21 protein-coding genes are annotated in these 25,980 nt (G+C 74.8%); 10 read left to right on the forward strand and 11 right to left on the reverse strand.

Annotated elements, in window-relative coordinates; genetic code table 11:
* Window positions 1–567: 567 nt before the first annotated feature.
* The gene (locus tag O4J56_RS09280; RefSeq protein ID WP_270685164.1) at window positions 568–1,287 is read right to left on the reverse strand and encodes a hypothetical protein; all 720 of its coding nucleotides are present in this window, start codon (window positions 1,285–1,287) and stop codon (window positions 568–570) included.
* A gap of 402 nt (window positions 1,288–1,689) precedes the next feature.
* Here O4J56_RS09280 and O4J56_RS09285 point away from each other — a divergent pair, with 402 nt between their 5' ends.
* Together O4J56_RS09285 and O4J56_RS09290 are read left to right on the forward strand one after the other, a co-directional pair.
* A complete protein-coding gene (locus tag O4J56_RS09285) occupies window positions 1,690–4,251 on the forward strand; it encodes a sensor histidine kinase (RefSeq protein ID WP_270685166.1) in 2,562 nt (853 codons plus the stop codon).
* The gene (locus O4J56_RS09290) at window positions 4,251–4,928 is read left to right on the forward strand and encodes a response regulator (RefSeq protein ID WP_270685168.1); all 678 of its coding nucleotides are present in this window, start codon (window positions 4,251–4,253) and stop codon (window positions 4,926–4,928) included. The genes O4J56_RS09285 and O4J56_RS09290 overlap by 1 nt, the downstream gene beginning before the upstream one ends.
* Before the next feature lie 7 nt (window positions 4,929–4,935).
* Here the strand turns inward: O4J56_RS09290 and O4J56_RS09295 are convergent, their stop codons facing one another.
* Both O4J56_RS09295 and O4J56_RS09300 read right to left on the reverse strand, forming a co-directional pair.
* A complete protein-coding gene (locus tag O4J56_RS09295; protein ID WP_270685169.1) occupies window positions 4,936–6,045 on the reverse strand; it encodes a glycerophosphodiester phosphodiesterase family protein in 1,110 nt (369 codons plus the stop codon).
* Window positions 6,046–6,214: 169 nt separating this feature from the next.
* Window positions 6,215–7,144: an aminoglycoside phosphotransferase family protein gene (locus O4J56_RS09300; RefSeq protein ID WP_270685171.1), complete on the reverse strand. Its 930-nt coding sequence runs from the start codon at window positions 7,142–7,144 to the stop codon at window positions 6,215–6,217.
* Between the two features lie 240 nt (window positions 7,145–7,384).
* Between O4J56_RS09300 and O4J56_RS09305 the strand changes: the two genes are divergently transcribed.
* Window positions 7,385–9,490, forward strand: coding sequence for a heavy metal translocating P-type ATPase (locus tag O4J56_RS09305; RefSeq protein WP_270685172.1), 2,106 nt, complete (start codon window positions 7,385–7,387; stop codon window positions 9,488–9,490).
* Here the strand turns inward: O4J56_RS09305 and O4J56_RS09310 are convergent.
* Complete coding sequence (locus tag O4J56_RS09310; RefSeq protein WP_270685174.1) at window positions 9,455–9,679, reverse strand: hypothetical protein; 225 nt, start codon at window positions 9,677–9,679, stop codon at window positions 9,455–9,457. The genes O4J56_RS09305 and O4J56_RS09310 overlap by 36 nt on opposite strands.
* A 67-nt stretch (window positions 9,680–9,746) precedes the next feature.
* Window positions 9,747–10,430: a sirohydrochlorin chelatase gene (locus tag O4J56_RS09315; RefSeq protein ID WP_270685175.1), complete on the reverse strand. Its 684-nt coding sequence runs from the start codon at window positions 10,428–10,430 to the stop codon at window positions 9,747–9,749.
* Between the two features lie 719 nt (window positions 10,431–11,149).
* Between O4J56_RS09315 and O4J56_RS09320 the strand changes: the two genes are divergently transcribed.
* From O4J56_RS09320 to O4J56_RS09330, 3 genes are all read left to right on the forward strand, one after another.
* On the forward strand, window positions 11,150–11,956 hold the full coding sequence (locus O4J56_RS09320) for a nucleotidyltransferase domain-containing protein (RefSeq protein ID WP_270685177.1): 807 nt from the start codon (window positions 11,150–11,152) through the stop codon (window positions 11,954–11,956).
* A gap of 18 nt (window positions 11,957–11,974) precedes the next feature.
* Window positions 11,975–12,550: a peptide deformylase gene (gene def / locus O4J56_RS09325; protein ID WP_270685179.1), complete on the forward strand. Its 576-nt coding sequence runs from the start codon at window positions 11,975–11,977 to the stop codon at window positions 12,548–12,550.
* Between the two features lie 160 nt (window positions 12,551–12,710).
* Complete coding sequence (locus O4J56_RS09330; RefSeq protein ID WP_270685270.1) at window positions 12,711–13,676, forward strand: coiled-coil domain-containing protein; 966 nt, start codon at window positions 12,711–12,713, stop codon at window positions 13,674–13,676.
* Between the two features lie 55 nt (window positions 13,677–13,731).
* Here the strand turns inward: O4J56_RS09330 and O4J56_RS09335 are convergent, their stop codons facing one another.
* The 3 genes from O4J56_RS09335 to O4J56_RS09345 form a co-directional block, all read right to left on the reverse strand.
* A complete protein-coding gene (locus O4J56_RS09335; RefSeq protein WP_270685180.1) occupies window positions 13,732–14,943 on the reverse strand; it encodes an MFS transporter in 1,212 nt (403 codons plus the stop codon).
* A 35-nt stretch (window positions 14,944–14,978) separates the two neighbouring features.
* Window positions 14,979–15,773: an alpha/beta hydrolase family protein gene (locus O4J56_RS09340; protein WP_270685182.1), complete on the reverse strand. Its 795-nt coding sequence runs from the start codon at window positions 15,771–15,773 to the stop codon at window positions 14,979–14,981.
* Between the two features lie 90 nt (window positions 15,774–15,863).
* Window positions 15,864–16,922, reverse strand: a complete 1,059-nt coding sequence (locus O4J56_RS09345) for a CPBP family intramembrane glutamic endopeptidase (protein ID WP_270685184.1) — start codon at window positions 16,920–16,922, stop codon at window positions 15,864–15,866.
* A gap of 185 nt (window positions 16,923–17,107) precedes the next feature.
* On the opposite strand from O4J56_RS09345, the gene O4J56_RS09350 reads away from it, so the two are divergent.
* Window positions 17,108–19,279, forward strand: a complete 2,172-nt coding sequence (locus tag O4J56_RS09350) for an elongation factor G-like protein EF-G2 (protein ID WP_270685186.1) — start codon at window positions 17,108–17,110, stop codon at window positions 19,277–19,279.
* Here the strand turns inward: O4J56_RS09350 and O4J56_RS09355 are convergent.
* A complete protein-coding gene (locus tag O4J56_RS09355) occupies window positions 19,197–20,048 on the reverse strand; it encodes an AraC family transcriptional regulator (protein WP_270685187.1) in 852 nt (283 codons plus the stop codon). The genes O4J56_RS09350 and O4J56_RS09355 overlap by 83 nt on opposite strands.
* A 55-nt stretch (window positions 20,049–20,103) precedes the next feature.
* On the opposite strand from O4J56_RS09355, the gene O4J56_RS09360 reads away from it, so the two are divergent.
* The 3 genes from O4J56_RS09360 (at window position 20,104) to O4J56_RS09370 (ending at window position 22,945) form a co-directional block, all read left to right on the forward strand.
* On the forward strand, window positions 20,104–21,279 hold the full coding sequence (locus O4J56_RS09360; protein ID WP_270685189.1) for an MFS transporter: 1,176 nt from the start codon (window positions 20,104–20,106) through the stop codon (window positions 21,277–21,279).
* Window positions 21,280–21,641: 362 nt separating this feature from the next.
* On the forward strand, window positions 21,642–22,112 hold the full coding sequence (locus O4J56_RS09365; protein ID WP_270685191.1) for a TIGR03618 family F420-dependent PPOX class oxidoreductase: 471 nt from the start codon (window positions 21,642–21,644) through the stop codon (window positions 22,110–22,112).
* A gap of 95 nt (window positions 22,113–22,207) precedes the next feature.
* A complete protein-coding gene (locus O4J56_RS09370; protein ID WP_270685193.1) occupies window positions 22,208–22,945 on the forward strand; it encodes an SDR family oxidoreductase in 738 nt (245 codons plus the stop codon).
* Window positions 22,946–22,970: 25 nt separating this feature from the next.
* On the opposite strand, the gene O4J56_RS09375 is transcribed toward O4J56_RS09370, so the two are convergent.
* Both O4J56_RS09375 and O4J56_RS09380 read right to left on the reverse strand, forming a co-directional pair.
* The gene (locus tag O4J56_RS09375; protein WP_270685195.1) at window positions 22,971–23,771 is read right to left on the reverse strand and encodes a M48 family metallopeptidase; all 801 of its coding nucleotides are present in this window, start codon (window positions 23,769–23,771) and stop codon (window positions 22,971–22,973) included.
* A 118-nt stretch (window positions 23,772–23,889) separates the two neighbouring features.
* Window positions 23,890–25,887 (reverse strand): amidohydrolase, encoded by a 1,998-nt coding sequence (locus O4J56_RS09380; protein ID WP_270685197.1) that lies wholly within the window; start codon window positions 25,885–25,887, stop codon window positions 23,890–23,892.
* Window positions 25,888–25,980: the final 93 nt, after the last annotated feature.

Here is a 25,980-nt window from a genome sequence, read left to right on the forward strand (position 1 = left end):
GCGAGGGCCGCCGACCTTCGTCGTCGCCGCCATCCCGCTCACACTCCGGCGGGCCGCCGCCCGGCCGGGGCCCGTGAGCGGGGTACCAGCGCAGCCGCCCACCCTCCCGGACCACCAGCGACCCGCCGGACGGCAAGCAAGGACCGGGAACCGCCCTGCTCTCGCCGTCGCTGCCATCAACGGTGACCACGCACACGCCGGACGGCCGACAGCGCTGCGGCGAGGGCCGCCGACCTTCGTCGTCGCCGCCATCCCGCTCACACTCCGGCGGGCCGCCGCCCGGCCGGGGCCCGTGAGCGGGGTACCAGCGCAGCCGCCCACCCTCCCGGACCACCAGCGACCCGCCGGACGGCAAGCAAGGACCGGGAACCGCCCTGCTCTCGCCGTCGCTGCCATTAACGGTGACCACGCACACGCCTGACGGCCGACAACGTGGCCGGAAGCACCGACCGCCCTCTCCCGGCTGCACCGCCCGCCACCCCTCACCGCGAAGACCCTGAACCCGGAGCCCAGGCCACGCTTTTCAGGGGCGTACCTCCCCAGGGCAACGCGGGGCAGGGCGGCCGGTCAGACGCGCGTGGCCTCGCTCTTCAGGCCGGAGGCGACCTCCTGGGCCAGGTCGACGACCGCGTCGCCCTTCTCCTCGACCGGTTCGTCCTCGCCGTAGTAGCTGACGATCGCGAACACGTTGGACATCCGGAAGTACACGACGCCGTACTCCACGTCCTCGGTCATGTAGTCGTCCGACATCAGGTACCCGCGCCGGTCGTCCCCGACCGACAGGGAGAGCTCCTCCAGCGGCTCGGAGAGGTAGTCCTCGTCGTCGGCTTCCATCTCGCCGGCCAGGATGTCGTCGTAGTCCTCGGTCGCCCGCTCGAACTCGCGCTCCAGCTGCCGGTAGTCGCGCTCGCGGGTAGCGGGGTCGTACAGCGCGATGCTCACGTTGAACCGCGGAAGGTCCTCACCGCCGCCGCCGTCCGTGCAGATCAGCCCTCCGACGATGTCCTCGTCCTCGCCGAAGGCGCCCCCGGTCTCCTCGTCCACGTCGGCCCCTTCGAGGTCGCCGATCCCGGCCAGCGCGTCCTCCGGCAGGATGTCGTCGCAGCCGGGCAGGGACGCGTAGGCGGGGCCGGTCCGGGTGGCCAGGACCACCGCGACGACGGCGACGACCAGGACCAGCGCGGCACCGCCGCCGATGAGGGCGAAGAGCATGCCCCGGTTGGGCCTGCCGCCCTGCGGCGCCCCGCCCGGGGGCATCCCGCCGGGTGGCATACCACCGGGGGGCATCCCGCCTCCCGGGGGCATCCCGCCCGGGGGCATACCACCGGGCGGCGGGGGCGTGGGGCCGCCCTGCGCTCCGGGGAAGGCCGGCCCGCCGGGCGCTCCGGGGAACTGCGGGCCGTTCGGGGGATTGGGGGGACCGACGGACATCGTGGGGACTCCTCGGGGGGAAGACGGGGGAACGCCCGAACGTTCGGGACGTGGATCACCGTACAACCGGCGCTCCCCGCCCCACGACGGCGTCAACGCCCCGTCAAGGTCGCCGGGGCGGCCATCAGGGCCCCGTTAAGATGCGGCGATTCCTCCCCGGACACCCCCTTCAATGGCAAATCGGCCGGTTCCGGTCCCCGAGGGCACGCGGCCCCGCCGGGCCGGCCAGCAGTGGAAGACCAGGCGAAATCACCCACAATGGATGGTGTGACACGAGGACGACTGCGGATCTACCTCGGGGCGGCGCCCGGGGTCGGCAAGACCTACGCCGCGCTCAGCGAGACCCGCCGACGCGCCGACCGCGGCACCGACGTGGTCATCGGCTTCGTCGAGACGCACGGCCGGCGCCGCACCGCCGCGCTCGCCGAGGGCCTGGAGACGCTGCCGCGCCGACGCGTCGAGCACCGCGGGGCGGTGTTCGAGGAGTTCGACGTCGACGCCGCGCTGCGGCGCGCACCGAAGGTGGCCCTGGTCGACGAGCTGGCGCACACCAACGTCCCCGGCAGCCGCAACGCCAAGCGCTGGCAGGACGTCGACGAGCTGCTCAACGCCGGGATCGACGTCATCTCCACGGTGAACATCCAGCACCTGGAGTCGCTCAACGACGTCATCAAGCAGATCACCGGCACCCGGCAGCGCGAGACGATCCCCGACGAGATCGTGCGCCGCGCCGACCAGATCGAGCTGTGCGACATGTCGCCGTTCGCGCTGCGGCGCCGCATGTCGCACGGCAACATCTACCCGGCCGAGAAGGTCGACGCCGCGCTGTCCAACTACTTCCGCGAGGGCAACCTGACCGCCCTGCGCGAGCTGGCGCTGCTGTGGGTCGCCGACCGGGTCGACGAGGGCCTGGCCCGCTACCGCGGCGAGCACAAGATCCGGCATACCTGGGAGGCGCGCGAGCGCATCGTGGTCGCCCTGACCGGCGGCCCCGAGGGCGAGACGCTGATCCGGCGGGCGGCGCGCATCTCGGCGCGGCTGCGCGGCGGCCAGCCCCAGCCCAGCCACCTGATGGCGGTGCACGTGGCCGCCGGGGACGGGCTGGCCCGGGTGGCGACCGACGCGCTGCTGCGGCAGAAGCGGCTGCTGGCCGAGCTGGGCGGCACCTACCACCAGGTGATCGGCGACGACGTGCCCACGGCGCTGCTGGAGTTCGCCCGCGGGGTGAACGCCACCCAGATCGTGCTGGGCTCCTCGCGCCGCCGCGCCTGGCAGCACGCGTTCGGCCCCGGCGTGGGCGCCACGGTGGCCCGCGAGTCCGGCGACATCGACGTGCACATCGTCACGCACGAGGAGGTCGGCAGCGGCCGGGGGCTGCTACCGCCGCTGCGCGGGTCGATCAGCCGGGCCCGCACCGCCTGGGGCTGGGCGATGGCGGTGCTGCTGCCGCCGCTGCTGGCGGGCGTGCTGCACCTGCCCCCGTTCGACGGCCTGGGGCTCACCACCGACCTGCTCCTGTTCCTCATCGCGACCGTCGGGGTGGCGATGGTGGGCGGACTGTGGCCGTCGATCGTCTCGGCGGTCTGGGGGAGCATGCTGCTGAACGTGCTGTTCACCCCGCCGCTGTACCGGGTCACCATCGCCGAGCCGGACAACGCTCTCGCACTGGGGGTGTTCGTGTTCGTCGGCGTGCTGGTGGCGTTCGTGGTGGACCTGTCCAAACGCCACTCCCTGGCCGCCGCCCGCGCGCGCTCGGAGGCCTCCACCATCTCCCTGCTGGCGGGGAGCGTGCTGGCCTCGGAGAACCCGCTGCGCGCGCTGCTGGTCCGCATCCGCGAGACGTTCGCCCAGCGCTCCGTGGCGCTGCTGGAGCAGCGCGACGACGGCACCTGGTCGCTGGTGGAGAGCCACGGCGACGCGCCGTGCGCCACCCCGGACGAGGCCGACGCCCTGGTGTCGGTGAGCGACTCGCTGGCCCTGGCGCTGCGCGGGCGGGTGCTGCCCGCCGCCGACCGGCAGATCCTCAGCGCGTTCGCCAGCCACATCGGCATCGCCCTGGAGCGCCAGCGGCTGGCCCGCGACGCCGCACTGGCGCGGCGCCAGGCGGCCGGGAACAAGATCCGCACGGCGCTGCTGGCGGCCGTCTCGCACGACCTGCGCACCCCGCTGACCTCCATCAAGGCCAGCGTGTCGAGCCTGCGCTCGCCCGAGATCCACCTGGACGAGGAGGACCGCGGCGAACTCCTGGAGAACATCGAGGAGTCCACCGACCGGCTCAACGGGCTGGTGGGCAACCTGTTGGACATGAGCCGCCTGCAGACCGAGACGGTCACCCCCAAGATCCGCGAGGTGGGCCTGGAGGAGGTGGTCCCGGCCGCGCTCATCGGGGTGCCCCCGTCCGCGGTGGAGGTGGACGTGCCCGACGCGCTGCCGCGGGTGCGGGTGGACACCGGCCTGCTGGAGCGGGCGGTGGCCAACGTGCTGCAGAACGCGGTGCGCCACTCCCCCGCCGGCGGGCCGCCGGTGCGGGTGGCCGCCAGCGCCCACGAGGGCGCCGTGCAGCTGCGCATCGTCGACCACGGCGCCGGCGTCGCCGACGAGTACAAGGAGCGGATCTTCGAGGCCTTCCAGCGCCTCGGGGACGCCCCCCGCGGCACCGGCATCGGCCTGGGGCTGGCCGTGGCCCGCGGGTTCGCCGAGGCCATGGACGGCGGCCTGGCCGCCGAGGACACCCCCGGCGGCGGCCTGACGATGGTCTTCACCCTGCGCTCCGCCGCCCCCGAGGGCGCGGGGCCCGAACCGGAAACCGAGGACGCCTGATGCGGATTCTCGTCGTCGACGACGACGCCCAGATCATCCGGGCCATGCGGATCAACCTGCGCGCCCGGGGATACGACGTGGACACCGCCTTCGACGGGGCCTCGGCCCTGCAGGCGGCCGCCAAGAGCCCCCCGGACCTGGTCCTGCTCGACCTGGGCCTGCCCGACATGGAGGGCGGCGACGTGATCGAGGGGCTGCGCGGGTGGACGCAGGTGCCCATCATCGTGCTCTCGGCGCGCCATTCGGCCAGCGAGAAGGTGCGCTCCCTGGACCAGGGCGCCGACGACTACGTGACCAAGCCGTTCGGGATGGACGAGCTGCTGGCGCGGATCCGCGCGGCCCAGCGGCGCTCGGTGCACGTGGAGGAGGCGCCGGTGGTGGCCACCGACGCCTTCACCGTGGACCTGGGCGCCAAGAGGGTGGAGCGGGAGGGCAGGGAGGTGCGGCTCACCCCCACCGAGTGGCACATCCTGGAGATCCTGGCGCGCAACGCCGGGCGGCTGGTGAGCCAGCGCCAGCTCCTGCACGACGTGTGGGGCCCGGCCTACCAGAGCGAGACCAACTACCTGCGCGTGTACATGGCGCAGCTGCGGCGCAAGCTGGAGCCGGACCCCGCCCACCCCCGCTACCTGATCACGGAGGCGGGGATGGGCTACCGCTTCGAGAAGAGCGGCTGAGCGGGGCTCAGGCCCGCTCGTCGAGGTAGGCGTCGCGGGCCTCGCGCAGGTGGTCGGGGTTGTCGGAGAAGACCCCGTCCACGCCGGTGCGCAGGACGGCCGTGTAGTAGTCCATGTAGTCGCCGTAGGCGGTGGGGTCGTCGCTCGTGCGGTACCCCTCGGGCAGGAAGCCGTTCTCGCTGCGCAGGGTGTAGGGGGTGACGAGCAGGCCCCGCTCGTGGGCGTCGGCGACCAGGGCGGTGGGCTCCCCGGCGCGGCCGTCCTCCCCGATGGGCAGCACCCAGCGCAGGTCGGGGCCGATGGCGTCGGCGTACTCGGCGATGCCGTCGAGCGCCTCGGGGGTGGTCAGCTCCTGCTGCCCGGAGCCGATGAGCTGCACCACGGGGGTGTCGACCCGCTCGTCCACCTCGCGCGCGCTCTCCGGCTCGAAGGACTGGACGATGACGGGCGCGTCCTCGCCGTCCAGGCCGTGCTCCTTCAGGGACTCGGCCAGCGCCTCCTCGGTGTCCAGGCCGATGGAGTCGAAGTAGGCGCCGTGCTTCAGCTCGGGGATGAGCTTGACGTCCCGGTACTTGGGGTTGCGGGTCTTGCGCTCCCACAGCGCGACGACCTCCTCCCACGTGGGGATCGTGAAGGCGCCGTCGAAGCGGGTGTTGTCCGGGCGGATGTCGGGCACGCGCTCGACGGCCCGCAGGGTCTTGATCTCCTTGAGCGTGAAGTCCTCGGAGAACCAGCCGGTGACGCTGCGCCCGTCGATGGTCTTGGTGGTGCGCCGGTCGGCGAACTCGGGCCGGTCGGCCACGTCGGTGGTGCCGCTCAGCTCGTTCTCGTGCCGGACCACCAGGTGGCCGTCCTTGGTGGGCACCAGGTCGGGCTCGATGACGTCGGCGCCCATCCTGTAGGCCAGCTTCTCGGCCGCCAGCGTGTGCTCGGGGCGGTAGGCGGAGGCACCGCGGTGGGCGATCACCCAGGGCTCGTCCACCAGCGACCCCTCGGCGGGCGCCGGGGCCGGGCGCTCGGCGGGGGCGGCGGCCGCGGGGGCCTGCACGGAGGCGAAGAGCGCTCCGGCGGTGGCGGCGGTGGTGGCCAGGGCGATCCATCTGGGGGTGCGCGGCATGGGTCTCCTTATGTCCGCGGGTGGTGCACGGGCGCCATGGGACGTTTCCGCACCCGTGCGTCGCCGGGCTTCACTCGGCTTGAACGAAAACCCACGCACACCGGAAAAGTAAATGGGCGGTCCGCTTGTGGCCACCCGCCGCCGTCCGCCGCCTACCGGGCGTCGCGCCTCAGCCGCCGTCGGCCAGCTCCATGAGGAAGGCGAACTGGTCGCCCTCGGCGCGCCCGCGGTCGGCGAGGGCCACGGCGTAGACGGGCGCCACCGCGCGGCACCAGTCCATCAGCCGCTCGGCGGGCACGCCCATGGCGCCGGCCAGTTCCGCGGCCCGGGCGCGCGCCTCGTCGCAGCCCTGGGTGCGCCACAGCACCCAGTCGATGCCATCGGCGGCGGGGTCGCCGAGGCAGGCCCGCGGGTCGACGGCGACCAGGCCGCGCTCGGGCCCACCGTCCAGGACGTTGCCGGGGTGCAGGTCCCCGTGGAGGGGGACGCGCTCCTCCTCGCTCGCGCCGTGCGCCAGGGCGCGCGCCCAGGCGTGGCCGTGGTGCAGCAGCGAGGCGGGGACCAGGTCGGCGGCGGGGCCCTCGGCGCGCATCCGGTCCCACTGGTCGAAGAGGAACTGCATGCGGTTGACGAGCGGGTTCAGCTCCATCCGCTCCTGCCGCGAGACGGGAACCGCGTGCAGGTCGGCGATGAGGGCGCCGATCTCGCGCATGGGCGGGACCCGCTTGCCCATGGCGACGGTGCGGCCCTCGCCGATGGCCTCCAGCAGCAGGGCGCCGCGGGCCTGGTCCACGCCCCACACCCGGGGGACGCGGCCGGTGCCCTCCCACAGGCGCAGCACGCGCGCCTCGGAGGTGCCCAGGCCCGGGTCGGGCGAGACCTTCATGATGGCGGCCGAGCCGTCGGCCAGCGTGCAGTGCAGCACGACCGAGGTGCGCCCGTGGGGGGCGGGTCCGTCGACGGTCAGGTCCCATTCGCGGGCGAGCGCGTCCACCCGCTCGGGGAGCTCGTCCAGCCACCCTGCCGCGCCGCCGCCGAATCTGCGCAACAGCCGCTGTCGCTGCCTGTCGTCGACCAACTGCGCTGTGCCATAGCTCATGGGTCCACCTTAGGGATCGGTACGCCCCGTGCTCCGGGTTTGATGTCGCCCCCCTTGACGCCGCGGTTGACCGTGGAACGCCCCCGTTCCGGACGGCGTCGCGGGGAGTCCTACCCACCGCGCCCCGCGCTCTATACCCCCGACCCCCATGCGCCGCACCACCCCTTGACATACCGATACCCCCTAGGGGTATAAAGGAGCCGTACGGACGAGCCGGACGACACCCCATGGAGGCGGAACATGGCGGCCGACCACGAGGAACACGCCCACGGCGGCGTGGCGCACGCGGACCACCACGGCCATGGCGGCCATGGCGGCCACGGGGAGCACGCCGGACACGGAGACCACGGCGGCCATGGCGGACACGCGGGGCACGGCGGGCACGGGGACCACGCCAAGGTCTTCCGCGACCGCTTCTGGCTCAGCCTGGCCCTGTCGGTCCCCGTGGTCTTCACCAGCCACATGATCGCCGGATGGCTCGGCTACACCGTGCCGAACCCGCTGATGTGGGTCCCCCCTCTGCTGGGCACCGCCGTCTTCGTCTACGGCGGCTGGCCCTTCCTCAGCGGCGCCGTCTCCGAGCTGCGCTCCCTGCGCCCGGGGATGATGACGCTGGTCGCGATGGCGATCTCCGTCGCCTTCGGCTCCAGCCTGCTGTCCTCGCTCGGCGCGGTCGGCCCGGAGCTCGACTTCTGGTGGGAGCTGGTGCTGCTGGTGGTGATCATGCTGCTGGGCCACTGGCTGGAGATGCGGGCGCTGGGGCAGGCCTCGGGCGCCCTGGAGGCCCTGGCCGAGCTGCTGCCCGACACCGCCGAGCGGATCGGCCCCGACGGCGCGGTCGAACAGGCGCCCGTCGCGGAGCTGCGGACCGGGGACACCGTGCTGGTGCGCTCGGGCGGGCGCGTCCCCGCCGACGGCACCGTCGCCGAGGGCGGCGCCGCCATGGACGAGTCGATGATCACCGGCGAGTCGCGCACCGTGCATCGCGGCCCCGGCGCCGCCGTGGTCGCCGGGACGGTGGCCACCGACTCGGCGATCCGGGTCCGCGTGGACGCGGTCGGCGAGGACACCGCCCTGGCCGGGATCCAGCGGCTGGTCGCCGAGGCCCAGGAGTCCCGCTCCCGGGCCCAGGCGCTGGCCGACCGCGCCGCGGCCCTGCTGTTCTGGTTCGCCCTGGGCGCCGGGATCGTCACCGCGGTGGTGTGGTCGCTGCTGGGCGCCCCCTCCGACGCGGTCACCCGGACCGTGACGGTGCTGGTCATCGCCTGCCCCCACGCCCTGGGACTGGCCATCCCGCTGGTGATCGCCATCTCCACGGCCAAGTCGGCCCGGGCCGGGATCCTCGTCAAGGACCGGCTGGCGCTGGAGCGGATGCGGCAGGTGGACACGGTGCTGTTCGACAAGACCGGCACGCTGACCAAGGGCCGCCCGGCGGTCTCGGGCACCGCGGCGGCGCCCGGGCGCACCGAGGAGGAGGTGCTGGCCCTGGCCGGGGCGGCCGAGTCCGACTCCGAGCACCCGCTGGCCAAGGCGATCGTGCGGGCGGCCGGGGAGCGCGGACCGGTGCCGCGGGCCGAGGGCTTCCGCTCCGAGACCGGGCGCGGCGTGCACGCGACCGTCGGGGGCACCGAGGTGTCGGTGGGTGGGCCGGGGATGCTCGCCGACCGGGGGCTGTCCGAGCCCGCGGCGCTGGCCCAGGCCACCCGCGACTGGCGGTCCGCCGGCGCGACGGTGCTGCACGTGATCGCCGACGGGGCGGTCGCCGGGGCGCTGGCGCTGGCCGACGAGGTGCGGCCGGAGTCCGCCGAGGCCGTGCGCGACCTGCACGCCCGCGGGGTGCGGGTGGCCATGGTGACCGGGGACGCGCGCAACGTGGCCGACGCGGTCGCCTCCCGGCTGGGCGTGGACGAGGTCTTCGCCGAGGTCCGCCCGGACGACAAGGACTCGGTGGTGCGGGACCTGCAGGGCCGCGGGCACGCCGTGGCGATGGTCGGCGACGGGGTGAACGACGCCCCGGCCCTGGCCCGCGCGGACGTGGGCGTGGCCATCGGGGCCGGGACGGACGTGGCGATCGAGTCGGCCGGGGTGGTGCTGGCCTCCGACGACCCGCGCGGGGTGCTGTCGGTGCGGACCCTGTCCGAGGCGAGCTACCGGAAGATGGTGCAGAACCTCGTCTGGGCGGCCGGGTACAACGTGGCGGCGGTGCCGCTGGCGGCCGGGGTGCTGGCCCCCGTGGGCTTCGTGCTCCCCCCGGCGGTGGGCGCGGTGCTGATGAGCCTGTCCACGATCGTGGTGGCGCTCAACGCCCAGCTACTGCGGCGGGTACCCCTGCGGCCCGGGTCCTGACGGACCGGGGGGCGGCCCCTGGCCGGGCCCCTGCTGCGGAGGCGGCGGGGGTCCGTACGGCTGTCCGGGCCCAGGCGGCGGGGGCGACGACCTCCGGGACGCGGCCACGACCGCGAACACGATTCCGCCCACGACCAGAAGGACGACCAGCACGATCGCGACGATGAAGAGCAGGGAGACGGCCATCATGCGGGCCAACCTACCCGAACGGGCGCCGCGCGCAGGCGCGGCGCCCGTTCCGGGGGATGCGGACCGCTCAGACCGCCAGGCGGGCGGTGGCGGCCCGGTGCTGGGCCAGCAGGGTGTCGACCACGTTCTCCGAGGGCCAGAGCGGCGGCGTGACCACCGCGTCCAGTGCGCGCAGCCGGTCGGAGTCGGCGTCGGCCACCAGCCGCCAGACGGCGACCGCCACACGGCCGGTGTCGGCGGAGCGCAGCCGCTCCACCGCGTCGGCCACGGTCGGCGCCCAGGCGGTCAGGTAACCGACCTGAACCGGCGCGCTCAGGCGGCGGCTGAGCATCCGCGCGACCTCGGCGACGGCCTGGCGCTCCTCCGCGGACTCGCCGCCGTCCGCGGCCAGCACCACCCCGTCGCCGGGCTCCCAGCCGCGCCGGGCCAGCCGCCCGGCCAGGTCGGCGACCAGGGAGGGCACGGCGCCCAGGGGCGCGGTGGCGCACACCCCGCCCTCGGCGTCCGCGCCCAGGTCGAGCGAGGCGTAGAGCCCGGCGCTGTCCACGCAGCCGCCGGCGACGTAGGCGGGGACCACGACCTTGGGCCCGGTGACGGCGTCGAGTTCGCGCTGCACCTCCTTTCGGGAACCGAACGCGGGCACCACCGGCGCCTCGCCGCGCCCCGCGACGGCGTCGGCGAGGTCGTGCAGGGAGCGCGCGCGGTGGGAGTCGTTCGCGTCGTCGGCCACGAGGACCATCGTGGGGACCATTACCGCCTCCATTTCGATCGCCATGGCGCCGGCCCGTCGCCCGAATGCTAGGGCTCGGCGGTTTCGCTCCGGTGACCAGGTGTTACGCGCGTGATAACGCGCGGCGCGGCGGCGCATCGCAACGCGGGTCGAGGGAGGGCGACGCTGGGACGATAGCCCGGATCGCGCTATTCTCCGAATGGGATTCCACGCCTTCCTCTCCACTCTCTCCAGAGCACGTCAGAAGCACGGGCGCCGTCGGCGCCGGAACCATGAAGGCTACTCCGGAACGCCGATCCGACAAGCTCTCCAGAGAAGAACCCGTATCGCACGGCGCACGGCTCCAGGGAATCATCAGGGAAATCGTGAATACCCCTGGGAACGTGCGCGACAAACCTTCCACGAGCATTTTCGCGATTATCCGTATGACGAAACGGGAAATGAACGTGCATCGGGCCGTGCACCGCAGCGTCCGGGCGGGTCGCGGCCGTATTTCTCTCGTGCAATCCCGGAAACGCCGCCTCTAGCACGGGCGGACGGCCTGCGTCAAGGGAGAGCGCACCACCTTGGCGACACAGCCGTACACCTCCTGACGTGGGGGGACAGGATGCTGATGCGGCGTGATCACTTGCCATCGGTGCGCGCGTTGCTCAGACTTGATGCCGTGACGTGGAGGGACGCGGCGCGCTCCCCTCCGAGCGCCCCCTCTCCCATCCCGAGCAGATCTGGAGTGCCCCGTAATGATCCACCCGCGTGTGCAGGCGCTGGCCGACGAGTTCCTGCGGAACGCGGACGCCGAGGCGCCCGGCCTGGTCCGGGGGCTGTACCTGACCGGGTCGGTGGCGCTCGGGGACTTCCGGCCGCACACCAGCGACGTGGACTTCGTGGTCGTCACCGACGAGGCGCCCACCCCGGACGAGCGGGCCGCGCTGCGCCGTGCGCACGGGGCCACCCGGGCGCGCATCCACCGCCCCCAGTTCAACGGGGTCCACCTCACCTGGGAGGACCTGACCCGCGACCCGGCGTCCTGCGGCCCGGTGCCCGCCGTGGTCGGCGGTCGGTTCCGCACCTCCACCCGGGCCGAGGTCAACCCGGTCACCTGGCACGTGCTGGCCGAGCGCGGGGTGGCGGTGCGCGGCCCGGCGCCGGTGGAGCTGGCCGTGTGCGACCAGACCGAGAGCCTGCGCGCCTGGTCCCTGGGCAACCTGGAGGAGCAGTGGCGCCGCTGGCGGGCCAAGGCCGGGCGGCTGCTCACCCCGCGCGGCCTGGCGGCGCTGGGCTCGCTGGCCCCGTCGTGGAGCGTGCTGAGCGTCTCGCGGCTGCACTTCACCCTGCGCACGAGCGAGATCACGTCCAAGTCCGGCGCGGGGATGTACGCCCTGCACGCCTTCCCGGAGCGCTGGCACAGGATCGTCAACGAGTGCCTCCGGGTGCGCCGCGGCAGCGAGCTGCCCCCGCTGTTCGAGAACGCGCTGGAGCGCCGCCGCGCCGCCCTGGACTACATCGAGATGGTCATCGACGACGCTCTGGAGCCCTCGGCCGCCTGAGCGCAATAGGCTTGGGGCATGAGCAAGCGCCCCATCGTCCGCTTCGGCGACCCCGTCCTCGTCTCCCCGGCCTCCCCGGTCACACGGTTCGACGACCACACCCGAAAGCTGGTCGACGACCTGCTGGACACCGTCGACGAACCCGGGCACGCCGGGGTGGCCGCGCCGCAGATCGGCGTGGGCCTGCGGGTGTTCAGCTACCGCGTGGACGGGCGGCTCGGCTACGTGATCAACCCCGAGATCACGGAGCTGTCCGAGGAGGTCCAGGACGACGAGGAGGGCTGCCTGTCGGTGCCGGGGCTGTGGTTCCCCACCCGGCGGGCGATGCACGCCACCGTGCGCGGGGTGGACCTGCGCAACGAGCCGGTGACGGTGCGCGGGTCCGGGCTGATGGCGCGCGCCCTGCAGCACGAGACCGACCACCTCGACGGGATGGTCTACCTGGACCGGCTCGACAAGGACACCCGGCGCCGGGCCCTGCGCGAGGTGCGCCGCTCCGACTGGTTCCTGCCCGCGGGCGCCCCCGCCTCCGCCGCGCCGGCGTCCGGGCCCGAGCCGGGGCGGCTGCCCAGCGCCTTCGGCGGCACCGGCTGACCCACTAGGCGGATAACGGCGGGATCACGTATGGTGTGGCGCAGCATCGCGCGGCCCCCTGGCCTCAGCCGCCCCTCCCGCTGAGCGCCCCTGCGAGGCCGGACGCAGCCCCTCCCCGACGGAGATCCCTGAAGTGAGAATCCACAGACGTTCGACCCGTGTGCGCGCGGGCGCCACGCTCATCGGCGCCGCCGCATCCGCCGCCCTCCTGCTGACGGCCCCCTCGGCCTACGCCGACGACGACGAGCCGAGCCTGGACGAGCTCAACGCCGAGGCCGACGACCTGGAGGAGGAGCTCGACGGAGAACTCGTCGTCTACGACGAGGCCAAGGCCGCCGCGCAGAAGGCCGCGAAGCGGCTGGACGAGGTCGAGGAGCAGTACGAGAAGACCCGCGGGAACGTCACCGAGCTCGCCGCGGCCCAGTACAAGGGCAGCGGGATCGACCCCGCCATGGAGGTCGTGCTGAGCGGCGACCCCGAGCAGACCCTCGGCAACGCCGCCATGGCCGGGCAGGTGTCGCACAACAACGGCGAGCGGCTGCTGGCCCTCACCGAGTCCAAGGCCGAGCTCGAAGAGGCCTCCGAGAAGGCCGACGCCAAGTACGACGAGGCCAAAGAGGTCGTCGACGAGCTCAAGGACAAGAAGGACGAGATCAAGGAGCGCATCGAGCGCTACGAGGCCGAGCAGGTCCCCGAGCCGCCCGAGGAGGGCTCCTCCGGCGGAGGCGGCACCGGCGGCGGCCCGGTCCCCGAGCGCCTGAAGGGCTGGGGCTTCGACGGCGCCACTCCGCGCATGGCGGCGATCCGCGACGAGATCATCGCCAACTTCGACCTCCCCTACGAGGTGGGGTGCGTGCGGTCCAGCGCCGACGACCACGGCACCGGCCAGGCCTGCGACTTCATGATGAGCGCGGGCGGGGCCATGCCGAGCGGGCAGAACCAGCAGATCGGGCAGAGCGTGGCGAACTACGCGCAGAACAACGCCGACCGGCTGGGCGTGAAGTACGTCATCTGGGAGCAGAAGATCTGGGACTCCCGCAACCCGGGCGCCGGGTGGAAGCAGATGGAGGACCGCGGCAGCGTCACCCAGAACCACTACGACCACGTGCACATCTCGTCGTTCTGAGGCCCGTGGCCGGCCGACCGGGGCCCTCCCCGCGCACCGCGCGGGGAGGGCCTTGTCACGTGCGGGTGCGCGCGGTGAGCGCGGCGGCGGGCACGGAGGCCAGCACCACGGCGGCGGCGCCGAGGAAGGCCGGGCCGTACCCGGCGGCGCCGATCGCCCAGCCGAGGGCGACCGCGCCGATGCCGGTGCCGCCGTCGAACCCGATGTTCCACGCCGCGCTGGCGGTCCCGTAGGCGCCGGGGCCGCCGCGCCGGAACATGACGGTGATGGTGTCGTTCTGCGCCGCGCCGAACCCGGCGCCGAACAGGGTCGCCCCGGCCACGGCGAGCCAGCCCGCGGCGCCGTCGGGGACCGGGCTCCACAGCGCCCACGCCGCCAGGGCGGCGCCGGCGGCGGAGGCGGCCGTGCCCGGGACCAGCAGGGCCGGGCGCCCGGTGCGGTCGCTGACCACCCCGGCGGCCCAGCGCAGCGCGACCGACCCGGCCCCGTACCCCAGCAGCGCCGCCGCGGCCGCCCAGGGCATCCGCTCCAGGGGGATGGACAGGAAGGTGAGGAACCCGGAGGCGGCCGCCGCGGCGGCGAGCATGAGCGCCAGCGGCACCGCCATCGCCGCGGCCTGCTCCCGGCGCGACGGGGCCGGCGCGGCGGCCGCCGCGCCCCCTCCCCCGGCCCCGCGGCCCGGACCGATGAACGCCGAGGCGGCGGCGCCCAGCAGAGGCAGCAGGGTCGCGGTCCAGAAGGCGGGGGCGAAGCCGAGCTGGAGGGCGACGCCGACGCCGGTGGAGAGGAAGACCACATGGGGCAGGCCGACGGCCAGCCCGTAGTACCCGGCGGCGCGGCCGATCTCGCGCGGCTCCACCAGGCGCGCCGACAGGGCGGCCCCGGCCACGCTGAACAGGCCGAACCCGGCGCCGCGCACGGCGCTGACCGCGAGCACCGGCCCCAGCCCGCCGCTGAGCAGCAGCAGCGGCGTGGGCAGCGCGATGAGCAGGGCGCCGACCGGGAAGGCCCAGCGATAGCCCCCGGCCCGGCCCAGCAGCCACGGCATGAAGAGCTGGACGGCGACGGTGGCCCCCATGAACACGGCGGTGGCGGCGCCCGCCCCGGCCTCGGAGGCGCCGTGCCGCACCGCCCACAGCGGGACCAGGGGCAGCATGAGGACGTAGCCGGTGAAGCTGGCGACCGTGGCGGCCATGAGCAGCCGGAACGGGCGCCCGCGCAGGCCGGTCGCCCCGCCGGGGGCTCCGGCCGCGACTGGGGAATTCATCCGACGATGGTAGCCATCGGGTTCCCGGTGGGGGCCTACAGGGCCTCGGCGGGGACCCGGTTGGCGGCGATCCAGTCGGCCACGCGCTGGGCCCGGTCGGGCGTCATCGCCCGCTCGGCGTGGCCCATCCCCCGCTCGATCCACAGCTCACCGCGGCCCCCGGAGGCCTCGTGCAGGCGCCGGGCGTGTTCGAGGGGGAAGTAGGCGTCGGCGTCCCCGTGCACCACCAGCAGCGGCGCGGGGGCCACGTGCGCGGCCATCTCGGTGGGGTCGGGCGGGACCGGGTCCCAGTGCCGGTCGGTGACCCGCACCCGCCGGGCGGTCCGCAGGAAGAGGCGCCCGGCGGCGCGCTCGACCCCGAAGTGCAGCAGGCGCATCCGCCGCGAGCCCCGGTAGTACCAGCGGCTCGGGCCGCTGACCGACACGGCGGCGCCGACGCCCCCGTGCAGCCCGGCGTGGCGCACCACCACGGCGGCGCCCATGGAGAAGCCGATGGTGGCGATGTCGGTGTAGCCCAGGCCGCGCAGGTGGGCGACGGCGGCCTCCAGGTCGTGGACCTCCTCGTTGCCCACGGTGGACAGGCCGCCGGAGCCGTAGTGCCCGCGGAAGTCGAACAGCAGCACGTCCCCGGCGGCCAGCAGGCGCTGGGCGATCATCCGGGTGTCGGGGCTGCGCCAGGTGCCGGTGAAGCCGTTGGCGACCACGACGGCGGACGTGCGGCCGGGGGCGCCGCGGAGCAGCACCGTGTCGATGGGCACGCCGTCGGACGTGGTGAGCATCCGGCGTTCGGGCAGGTTCAGGAAGGCGGTTCGCAGCGGTGCGTCGGTCACCCCACCATCGTGCCCGACCGGTTCGGGAATCGGCGGTCGTGGGGGCCTGTGTCCCGCAAGGAGGGCGTGCACCACCTGTGGCGGTGGAGGCTAGCGGGGCGGCCACCCGCCGTCGCCGGGGCGGTAGGGCGGCGCCTGCGGCCCCTGGGGGCCCGGCGGCGGGCCCTGGGGGCCGGGGCCGTAGGGGCCCGGCTGCCCCGGCCAGGGGCCGGGCTGAGGTGCGGGCGGCGGGCCCGGCATCGGCGCGGGCGCCGTCGCAGGTCCAGGAGCGCGGTAGGGATCGTGATACTGCTCACGCCCTTCCGGCTCGTACCGCTCCTCGTCGTAGGGCTCCTCGTCGTAGGGCTCATCCTCGGGGGCGGCGTCGGTGGGCCCCTTCCTCCCCCGGTGCCCGCCGCGGCGGCCCGCGTGGCGCCTGCCGCGCCCGGTGAACAGCAGCGAGCGGGCCTCCACGGCGACGTGCAGCAGGATCGGGAAGAGCAGGCTCCCGGTCCCCAGGTACAGCACCGTCAACAGGGCCCCCAGCACGCCGGGGCCCACCAGGCCCCACCACCCCTGGTACAGGTGGGCCACCGCGAACAGCACGCACGACAGCACGGCGGCCGCCCACACCGGCAGGCCGAAGGAGACGCCGAGCACGGTGAGCAGGCCGCGGTAGAGCAGCTCCTCGCACACGCCCGCGGTGACGGCCAGGGCGGCGGCCGTGCGCCGCTCCCCGCGTGTCTGCGGGGCCAGGCCCGCGATGACGTCGCCTCCCGGCTCGGCCGAGGGGGCCAGGGCCGGCCCGGGGCGCCCGCTGCGGGAGGCCCGGGACAGCACCCAGATCACCCCGAGCGCCAGGGCGAACCCGAGCCCGGCCGCGATCAGCGGCCCCCACGCCGAGGGCGCGCGCAGGCCCAGGTCGCCCCAGGAGACCCCGGGCGACAGCAGCACGGCGGCGGCGATGACGGCCGCCCAGGCCCACTGGACCCCGAGGGTCAGCCCGTAGAAGCGGACGAGGGCGCGCGGGTCGCGCTCGCGTGCGGCGGAGACCCTCCGGTAGGCGAAGCGGCCGAGCACGGGCTCGCCCACCGCGGCGTACACCAGCAGGACGACCGCCAGGATCGTCCCGACGAGACTGAACTGAGGAATGCTCTCGGACCACGGCACGGGGCTCAGCCTAGGAGATGCCCGCCCCTTTGCGGCACATTCCGGATCTTTCCGCCCGCCCGCGCCCGCACTCCGGCGACACCCCCGGTTCGACGCGCCGACACCCCCTTGTGATATGGGGCCGCTCGGGCGACGGTGGGAAGTGTCCTGGATCACACCCAGCGGGCGAGAGAAGGTTGGGAAGCATGGCGGACAAATCCGGACCAGCGACCACCGGCAGGGCACCCGAGGCCGACCGGCCCGCGGACATCCGCAACGTCGTGCTGGTCGGCCCGAGCGGAGCGGGCAAGACGACGCTGATGGAGGCCCTGCTGCACGCCGCCGGGGCCACCGACCGCCGCGGGCGGGTGGAGGAGGGCACCACCGTCGGCGACCACGACGAGGCGGCGATCCGGCAGAAGCGGTCGGTGGGGCTGAGCACCGCCCCGCTGTCGGCCGGCGGCCTGAAGATCACCCTGGTGGACACCCCCGGCTACGCCGACTTCCTCGGCGAGCTGCGGGCGGGGCTGCGCGCCGCCGACGCCGCCCTGTTCACCCTCTCGGCCCTCGACGGCGTGGACCCGCGCACCCGGCTGCTGTGGGAGGAGTGCGCCGCCGCCGGGATGCCGCGCGCGGTCGCCCTGACCCGCGTCGACCACCCGCGCGCCGACGTGGCGGCCACCGTCGAGCAGTTCCGGCAGGAGCTCGGCGCCGGGGTGACCCCGGCCTACCTGCCCGTCTACACCGGCGAGGGCGACGACCGCGTGCTGACCGGCCTGGTGGGGCTGCTGTCCCGGCGGTACTTCGACTACGGGCCCGACGCGCCGCACCCGGGCGCGACCGGCGGCCCGATCCCTGAACACGTCGCCGAGCACGCCGAGGAGCTGCGCAACGGGCTCATCGAGGAGGTCATCCAGGAGAGCGAGGACGAGGTCCTCATGGAGGCCTACATGGAGGGCGGCGAGCTCGACCCGGACCGCCTGGTCGCCTCGCTGGAGACCGCGGTGGCGCGCGGCGGGCTGCACCCGGTGCTGCCGGTCTCGCCGGTGCACGGGCCGGGCGTGGCCGAGCTGCTGGAGGAGCTGCCCCGGTCGACGCCGTCGCCCGTGGAGCGCCCCGCGCCCGAGACCGTGGACTCCTCGGGGCGGCCGGTGGAGGGGCTGGAGTGCGACCCCGACGGGCCGCTGCTGGCGCAGGTGCTCCAGACCGTCAGCGACCCCTACGTGGGCCACGTCAGCCTGGTGCGGGTGTTCTCCGGCACGCTCCACCCGGACGAGTCGGTGCACGTGTCCGGGCGCAGCCCCGAGGACCGCGACCGGCCCGACCGGGACACCGAGGAGCGGGTGGGGGCGCTGTCGGTGCCGATGGGGCGGCGGCTGCTCCCGGCCGGCAAGGCGGTGGCGGGCGACATCTGCGCGGTGGCGAAGCTGTCGGCGGCCGAGGCCGGGGACACGCTGTCGGGGCGGGACCGCCCGATGACGGTGCTGCCGTGGTCGTTCCCGGAGCCGCTGCTGCCGGTGGCGCTGCGCGCGGCCGCCAAGTCCGACGAGGACCGGCTGGCGCAGGCGGTGGCGAAGCTGTCCGCCGAGGACGCCTCGCTCAAGGTGGAGGTGAACGCCGAGACCCGGCAGATGGTGCTGTGGTGCACCGGGGAGGCGCACCTGGACGTGGCCCTGGACCGGCTGAGGTCCCGGTACGGGGTGGAGGTGGAGACCGGCGAGGTGCGCATCCCGCTGCGGGAGACCTTCACCGTCCCCGCGCAGGGGCTGGGGCGCAACGTCAAGCAGAGCGGCGGGCACGGCGAGTACGGCATCTGCAGGATCAGGGTCGAGCCGCTGCCGTCGGGGGCGGGCCTGGAGTTCGTCGACGAGATCGTCGGCGGGGTGGTGCCGCGCCAGTTCATCCCGTCGGTGGAGAAGGGCGTGCGGGCGCAGATGGAGAGCGGGGGGCGCACCGGGTTCCCGCTGGTGGACCTGAGGGTGACGCTCTACGACGGCAAGGCGCACTCGGTGGACTCCTCCGACATGGCGTTCCAGAAGGCGGGGCGGCTGGCGCTGCGGGACGCCGCCGAGCACGGCGACACCGCCATGCTGGAGCCGGTGGACGAGCTGTCGGTGCTGGTGGACGACGCCTACGTGGGCGCGGTGATGAGCGACCTGGCGGCGCGGCGCGGCCGGGTGGTGGGCACCGAGCCGGTGGAGGGCGGCCGGACCCTGGTCAAGGCGGAGGTGCCGGAGCTGGAGACGGTGCGCTACGCGGTGGACCTGCGGTCGGTGGCGCACGGGACCGGTTCGTTCAGCCGCCGCTACCTGCGGCACGAGCCGCTCCCGGCGAACCTGGCCCGCAAGTTCCGCGAGGAGGCCGCGGCGGGCGGCTGAGCACCCCGGACCGCCCCCCGGGGCCCACCCCGCCGTGGTGGGCCCCGGGGGTGTGCCCGAAGACCTTCCTGAAGACGTCGATGAAGGCGCTCGCCGACGACCAGCCGCAGGCGTGGGCCGTCGCGGTCACCGGCGCGCCCTCGGCCAGCAGCACCAGCGCCTTGTACAGCCGGGCCTGGGTGCGCCACTGCGGGAAGCTCATCCCCAGCTCGGCGCGGAACAGGCGTGACAGCGTCCGCTCCCCCGCCCCCACTCGCCGCCCCAGCTCGGCCAGGGTGCGCCCGTCGGCGGGGTCCTCGCGCAGCAGCGCGCACACCTGCTGCAGGCGCGGGTCGGACGGGGCGGGCAGGTGGAGCGGGCGCTGCGGCGAGGCCTTGAGCCGGTCGAACAGGACCCCGCGCAGGCGGGCGCGCTCCGCGGCGCCGTCGTCGGGCATCCGCGTGTAGGCCAGGATCAGCTCCCGCAGCAGCGGCTCGACGGCCAGTACCGCGGGCGTGTCGAGGCCGAGGGGGTCCTCGCCCGAGTCCAGGCCGACCAGGTGCAGCTCCACCCCGCCGTGGGCGCGGTGGGCGTGCACGGTGCCCGCGGGGACCCAGATGGCGCGGTCGGCGGGGGCGATCCAGGCGCCCGCGCCGGTGGTCACCGCCACCACCCCGCGCGCGGCGTAGGCGATCTGGTGCCCGTCGTGCCGGTGCGCGTCGATGCCGCCGCCCGGGGGCAGCAGGCGCACGCTGGTGGGCGGAACGGGCTCGTGGCGGATCTGCGGCATCGTTCGGCAGATTATCGGAAGCCCGACAGGCGCGGCGCCGACGAGCATGGGGGCCGTGTCGACGATCTCGAAGGACCGGGCCGTGCTCCTGCTGTCGGCGGGGCACGCCTGTGTGGACGTGTACCAGGGGGCGGTGGCGGCGCTGGTGCCCTTCCTCGCCGCCGAGCGGGGGTACGGGTACGCGGCGGTGTCGGGGGTGGTGCTCGCCGCGTCGCTGCTGTCGTCGGTGGCCCAGCCGCTGTTCGGCGCGCTGACCGACCGGCGTCCCGCGCCGTGGCTGCTCCCGGCGGGCACCCTGGCCGCAGGGGCGGGGATCGCGGCGGTCGGGGTGGTCGAGGGGTACTGGGCGGTGCTGGCGGCGGTGGCGCTGAGCGGTGTGGGGGTGGCGGCCTACCACCCGGAGTCGGCGCGGGTGGCGCGGATCGCGGCGCGGGGCGGGCACACGCCGATGGGGTGGTTCTCGCTGGGCGGCAACGTTGGGTTCGCGGTCGCGCCCGTACTGGTGACGGCGGTCGTCGCGGGGGCGGGCCTGGCGGGGACGCCGCTGCTCGGACTGCCCGCCGTCATCGGGGCGCTGCTGTGCGCGGCGGCGGTCCGGAGGCTGGGCGGCGCGCACGGGCGGGGCGTGGGAACCCGCGGCGCCGACGCGCCGTCCCGGCCGGACGACGTCCGCTCGTTCCTGCGGCTGGCCACCGCGGTGGGTCTGCGGTCGGTGGTCTACGTCGGGTTGAGCACGTTCATCGCGCTGTACGCCCAGGAGCGCGTCGGCGGGGGCGCGGCGGTGGGCGCGGCCGCGCTGTTCCTGCTCTACTGCGGCGGCGCGGTGGGCACGGTGGTCGGCGGGCGCCTGGCCGAGCGCCGGGACCGGGTCGCGGTGGTGCGGTGGGCCTACCTGTGCGCCATCGTGGCGGTGGCGGGGACGGTGCTGGTGCCCGGCCCGGCGATGCTGGTCTTCGTCGCGGCGGCGTCGGGGGCGCTGTACGTGCCGTTCTCGCTGCAGGTCACGCTCGCCCAGGACTACCTGCCGAACCGGGTGGGCACGGCGGGCGGCGTCACCCTGGGCCTGGCGGTGAGCGTGGGCGGGGTGGCGAGCCCGGCGGTGGGGGCGGTGGCCGACGCCGCGTCGCTGCAGGCGGCGCTGGTGCCGCTGATCGCACTCCCCCTGCTGAGCTGGCTGGCGGTCCGGCGGTTGCGGGAACCGGCGGTGCCCGCGCGGCCCGGTTCCCGGTGAGGGCTGTCCGGTCACGGCCACGACCAAAGCGGGGCGCGCTGCGTCACATCTTCATGGAGGCGCCTTCTTCCTGAGCGATCGACCCCGTAGTCCCGCGAACCGCGGACCGTCCCCGGTCCCCGGACATCCCGGCGCGGGCACCGAAGCGAAAGCCGAGGGCCAGCATGTCCATCCGCCCCGCCAACGCGCCCGACAACGAGACCCCGCGCCGGTTCCCGGGCCAGGAGGGCCCATCACGGGCCCCCAACCCGTGACCCGGAGCGCCTGAGAGCGCGACGGGGCGGCACCACCGCCGCCCCGTCCGCGCGGCGGCCTCCGGCCCGGACCGGAATGCCCGCCGGGAGGGCGGTGTTGGCGTTCGCATGAGCGATCGACCCACCCCCCGTTCCCTCTCCGACGACGAGCTCTCCGACCTGCTCTCCGGGCAGCGGTTCGGCACGCTCGCGACCGTCAAGCGGAGCGGGCACCCGCACATGTCGACCATGGTCTACACCTGGGACCCCGAGGCACGGCTGGTGCGCTTCTCCACCACCGCCGACCGGCTGAAGGTCCGCCACATCACGGCCGATCCCCGCGCGTCGCTGCACGTGCTGGGCGGGGACGTGTGGACGTTCGCGGTCGCCGAGGGCGACGCCGAGCTGTCGGACACGACCCGGACACCGGGCGACGCCGTCGGCAGGGAGCTGCTCGCGATGGTCCCCGAAGAGGAGCGCCCCGAGGGCGAGCAGGCGTTCCTGGAACGGCTGGTGGCCGAGCGCCGCCTGGTCATCCGCCTGCCGGTGGCGCGCCTGTACGGAACGGCCCTGGACATCGGAGCCCCGATGCTCCGGTGACCCCCGTAGCCCTCCCCCACGGCGACCGGGCTCTCCTCTGAGCGCCGGTGCGGCGGTCGTTGTCACAGCCCTGAGCTCACCGGTGTCTTGTGGGTATGGAGAAGATTCTCATCACCGGCGGTACGGGGACGCTCGGTAAGGCGGTCGTTCGGCGGGTCCTCGAAGGCGGGCGGGAGGTGCGGGTCCTGAGCCGGCGGCCGGGGTCCTCCGGGGAGGCGGAGAGGGTCGTCGGCGACCTGCGGACCGGCGACGGGGTCGCCGAGGCCGTGTCCGGTGTCGACACCATCGTCCACTGCGCCACCACGCTCGGCCGTGACGACGTGCGCACCACCCGGCTCCTGGCCGAGGCCGCCCGGGACGGGGGCGCCAAGCCGCACCTGATCTACATCTCGATCGCGGGCATCGACACGATCCCCCTGTCCTACTACCGCACCAAACTCGCGACCGAGCACGTGGTGAAGAACTCCGGCCTGCCCTGGACCATCCTGCGCACCACCCAGTTCCACGACCTGATCGCCCGCATGTTCTCCGCGCAGCGCGCGCTGCCGGTCACCGCCGTGCTCTCCGGGGTGCGCTTCCAGCCGGTCGACGTGCGGGTCGTGGCCGAGCGCATGGCCGCCCTCGCCGAGGAGGGGGAGTCCGGGCGCGTCCCCGACCTCGGCGGCCCGGAGATCCGCACCATGGCCGATCTCGCGCGCGCCTACCGCGCCCGCCCCGTCGCGCCCCTTCCGTTGTTCGGCAAGACGGTGCGCGCCTTCCGCGCCGGGGACAACCTCGTGCCCGGCAACGCCGTCGACGGCCCCACATTCGAGGAGTTCCTGGCGGGGAGGTGACCGGCACCGGAAGGACCGCTCCCGCTCAGAACACCCGCCCCGGGCGGGAGCGGTCGGCCAGGGCCTGGAACCGCCACGTGTTCACCGGGTGCGTGGACAGGAAGTTCACCAGCATCACGAACAGGCCGTTGTCCGTGCCGCCCCGCGCCGCGATGGCGTGGAAGTCGACGGACCGGTACAGGTACTTGCCCGCCGCCAGCACCCGGAGGCCGTACATGCCCTCCGGGCAGAACAGGTAGGCGTGGTTGTCCGCCGTGTACTCCTGCGCGCGGCTCAGCGTCGCCCCGATGCCGGGGATCACGTTGGCCACCGAGACCCCGAACTGCCGCCAGAACGACCCGTGCCCCGCCGCGATGTGCCCGACCTCGTGGCCGATCACGAACCGCAGGGCGTCGGAGTCCGACAGGCGGCCCCCGACCTCGAACAGGTCGCTGTGGACCGCCACGTAGCGGCGGAACCCGTGCCCGGAGGCGAAGGCGTTGATCTGCCCGTTGCCCAGGACCACATAGGCGTCGGGCACCTTGTCCATCCCGAACGCGTGCGCCGCCTCCCGCACCATCCGGTGCGCCTCGGGGAACTGGTCCTCGGTGATCCGCACCCCGTTGACGCGCTGCTTGGCGTAGAGCTGCCCGCGCGCGAAGAACACGAACGCCGGGATCGCCAGCAGCATCAGCGGCTCGCCGGTGTCACCCCCGAGCGCACGCGTGACGGCGCCGACCACCGCCAGAACGGTCACCGAGACGCACAACCCCAGGAGCGGGTTCTCCCAGGGATGCCGTAGTTCACGGGCGCGCCGCCGGTCCCCCCACAACCACCGCTTGGCCATGTCCCCCATTCTGGGCGCGCGAGCCGCGCCCGCTCTGTGTCCGCGCGGATACATGGGGAATGCGCAAGGAACGCGCAAGGGGCGCCCCCCGGCCACGGGCCGGTAGGCGCCCCCTCTGTCAGAAGCGCTGCGGCGGATCCTCATGACCGCCATCGCGGACGTCGTCGCCCCGCGGGTCCCGGTACGGCTCGGGCTCGCGGTACGGCTCGCCCGAGGGCGGCGGCGCGTCGCCGAAGGGCTCGCCGCTGGGCGGCGGCGCCGACACGGCCGGGCCCGACGGCGGCGGCGCGGCGACCGGGGGCCCCTGCGGAGGCGGGGCGGCCATCGGCGGTCCCTGGGGCGGCGGGGCCTGCGGCGGCGGGGCCCCGAACGGGTCCGCGTAGGGCTCGGCGTAAGGCTCCGCCGGAGGTGCGTAGGGGTCCGCCGGGTAGCCCTCGGGCCCCGGGGGTGCCGGGGGCGGCGGAGCCGACCCGAGGTCCCACTGCTCCTCCCCTCCGGGCGCAGGAGCAGGCGCGGGGGCGGGAGCGGGCGCAGGCCCGGGCTCGGAGGGCGCGGAATCGCCCATGGCGAGCAGCGCGTCCATGTCGGCCTGCTGGGTGGAGACCGGGGCCTCCTCCGGCGCGGCGTCGAACGGTGCGGGCTCGTACGGCGCGGGCTCGAACGGTGCCTCGAACGGCGCCGGCTCGGGTGCGGGCGGGGGCGGCGGCGCGAACGACGGCACGCCCTCGGTCGGAGCCGACTGCGGGGGCTCGGCGTACATCGGGACCTGCCCGCCGGTCGGCGCCGCCGCCGGGGCGTCGGCCTCGTTCCCCAGGTAGGTCAGGGCCGCCACGGTGAGCGAGGCCAGCCCCGAGCGCAGGGTGGGCTCCCGGTCGGGCGCGAAGAAGGGCGAGTGGTTGCTGGGCAGCGCCGACAGCTTCTCGTAAGGGGTCTGCCCCGGCGCCTGCTCCCAGACGTCGTGCGGAGTCCCGCCGATGAACCAGAACACGTACGGCACCGGGTTCGGGTCCCCCGGCAGCCCGAACTCGCCCACGTCCTCGCTGCCGGTGAACGGCTCGGGCATCTCCAGGACGTAGTCCTCGCCGAAGTAGGCGCGGTGGGCGGCCATCACCTCGGCGGTGTGCTCGGGGTCGTTGTCGGTGAGCTCGGCCCGCAGCACGACCTCCACGTCGGGCTCGCGCGGGGCGCCGGAGGCCGCCGCCTCCGCCTTGACGATGCGCCGGATGGCCTCGTGGAGCTGCTCGGCGACCGCGTCGTTGAGCGCCCGGGTGTTGATCTCCAGGTAGGCCTCGTCCGGGATGATGTTGGCCCTGGTCCCGGCGCGCAGCACGCCGACGGTGGCCACGGCCATCTCCCCCGGGCTGATCTCCCGGGCGACCACCGTCTGCAGCCGGGTGACGATGTTGGCCGCGATGACCACCGGGTCGACGGTGGTGTGCGGCCGGGAGGCGTGCCCGCCGACCCCGTGCACCCTCACCCGCAGCACCGCGCCCGCGGCCAGGATGACCCCGGGCCGGTGGCTGACCATCCCGGCGGGCTGCGGCCCCACGTGCTGGCCGAGCACCACGTCCGGCCGGCCGAAGCGGGTGTAGAGGCCGTCGCGGAGCATCCCGGCGGCGCCGTCCATGTGCTCCTCGGCGGGCTGGGCGACCACCATCAGGGTGCCGTGCCAGCGGTCCCGCGCCTGGGCCAGCAGGTCGGCGGCGCCGACCAGGCAGGCGGTGTGCACGTCGTGCCCGCAGGCGTGCATCACCGGCACGTCGGAGCCGTCGGTGTCGGTGCCCCGGGCGGTGCTGGCGTAGGGCAGCCCGGTCTTCTCCTCGACCGGCAGGGCGTCCATGTCGGCGCGCAGCATGACGGTGGGCCCGTCGCCGTTGCGCAGCAGCCCGACCACGCCCGTCCCGCCGACGCCGGTGTGCACCTCGTATCCGGCGGTGCGCAGCCATTCGGCGACCGCGCTGGCCGTGCGGAACTCCTGGTGGCTCAGCTCGGGGTTCTTGTGCAGGTCGACGTAGAAGCCCTCCACCGGGGGGAAGACCTCGTCGACGAGGCGCATGACGGCGCCGCCGTGCTGGGCGGCGCGGGTGGGTTCGACAGCGTGCGGCACGTATTCCACCGCCTTCCGTTTCCGTGATCCGCGGACCGGCGGTGGACGGCACAGGTCACCGGCACCTCGCCCGCCCGCCGATTCTCTCGTCCGGTCCGGGTG

Origin of the sequence: Nocardiopsis endophytica, assembly GCF_027706725.1 — a bacterium.
Taxonomy (GTDB): Bacteria; Actinomycetota; Actinomycetes; order Streptosporangiales; family Streptosporangiaceae; genus Nocardiopsis_A; species Nocardiopsis_A endophytica.

Coding starts and splice junctions, on each gene's coding strand:
- O4J56_RS09280 (WP_270685164.1), bottom strand. CDS start 1,287: ATGCCCCCCGGTGGTATGCCACCCGGCGGGATGCCCCCGGGCGGGGCG.
- O4J56_RS09285 (WP_270685166.1), top strand. CDS start 1,690: ATGGATGGTGTGACACGAGGACGACTGCGGATCTACCTCGGGGCGGCG.
- O4J56_RS09290 (WP_270685168.1), top strand. CDS start 4,251: ATGCGGATTCTCGTCGTCGACGACGACGCCCAGATCATCCGGGCCATG.
- O4J56_RS09295 (WP_270685169.1), bottom strand. CDS start 6,045: ATGCCGCGCACCCCCAGATGGATCGCCCTGGCCACCACCGCCGCCACC.
- O4J56_RS09300 (WP_270685171.1), bottom strand. CDS start 7,144: ATGAGCTATGGCACAGCGCAGTTGGTCGACGACAGGCAGCGACAGCGG.
- O4J56_RS09305 (WP_270685172.1), top strand. CDS start 7,385: ATGGCGGCCGACCACGAGGAACACGCCCACGGCGGCGTGGCGCACGCG.
- O4J56_RS09310 (WP_270685174.1), bottom strand. CDS start 9,679: ATGATGGCCGTCTCCCTGCTCTTCATCGTCGCGATCGTGCTGGTCGTC.
- O4J56_RS09315 (WP_270685175.1), bottom strand. CDS start 10,430: ATGGTCCCCACGATGGTCCTCGTGGCCGACGACGCGAACGACTCCCAC.
- O4J56_RS09320 (WP_270685177.1), top strand. CDS start 11,150: ATGATCCACCCGCGTGTGCAGGCGCTGGCCGACGAGTTCCTGCGGAAC.
- def (WP_270685179.1), top strand. CDS start 11,975: ATGAGCAAGCGCCCCATCGTCCGCTTCGGCGACCCCGTCCTCGTCTCC.
- O4J56_RS09335 (WP_270685180.1), bottom strand. CDS start 14,943: ATGAATTCCCCAGTCGCGGCCGGAGCCCCCGGCGGGGCGACCGGCCTG.
- O4J56_RS09350 (WP_270685186.1), top strand. CDS start 17,108: ATGGCGGACAAATCCGGACCAGCGACCACCGGCAGGGCACCCGAGGCC.
- O4J56_RS09355 (WP_270685187.1), bottom strand. CDS start 20,048: ATGCCGCAGATCCGCCACGAGCCCGTTCCGCCCACCAGCGTGCGCCTG.
- O4J56_RS09365 (WP_270685191.1), top strand. CDS start 21,642: ATGAGCGATCGACCCACCCCCCGTTCCCTCTCCGACGACGAGCTCTCC.
- O4J56_RS09370 (WP_270685193.1), top strand. CDS start 22,208: ATGGAGAAGATTCTCATCACCGGCGGTACGGGGACGCTCGGTAAGGCG.
- O4J56_RS09375 (WP_270685195.1), bottom strand. CDS start 23,771: ATGGCCAAGCGGTGGTTGTGGGGGGACCGGCGGCGCGCCCGTGAACTA.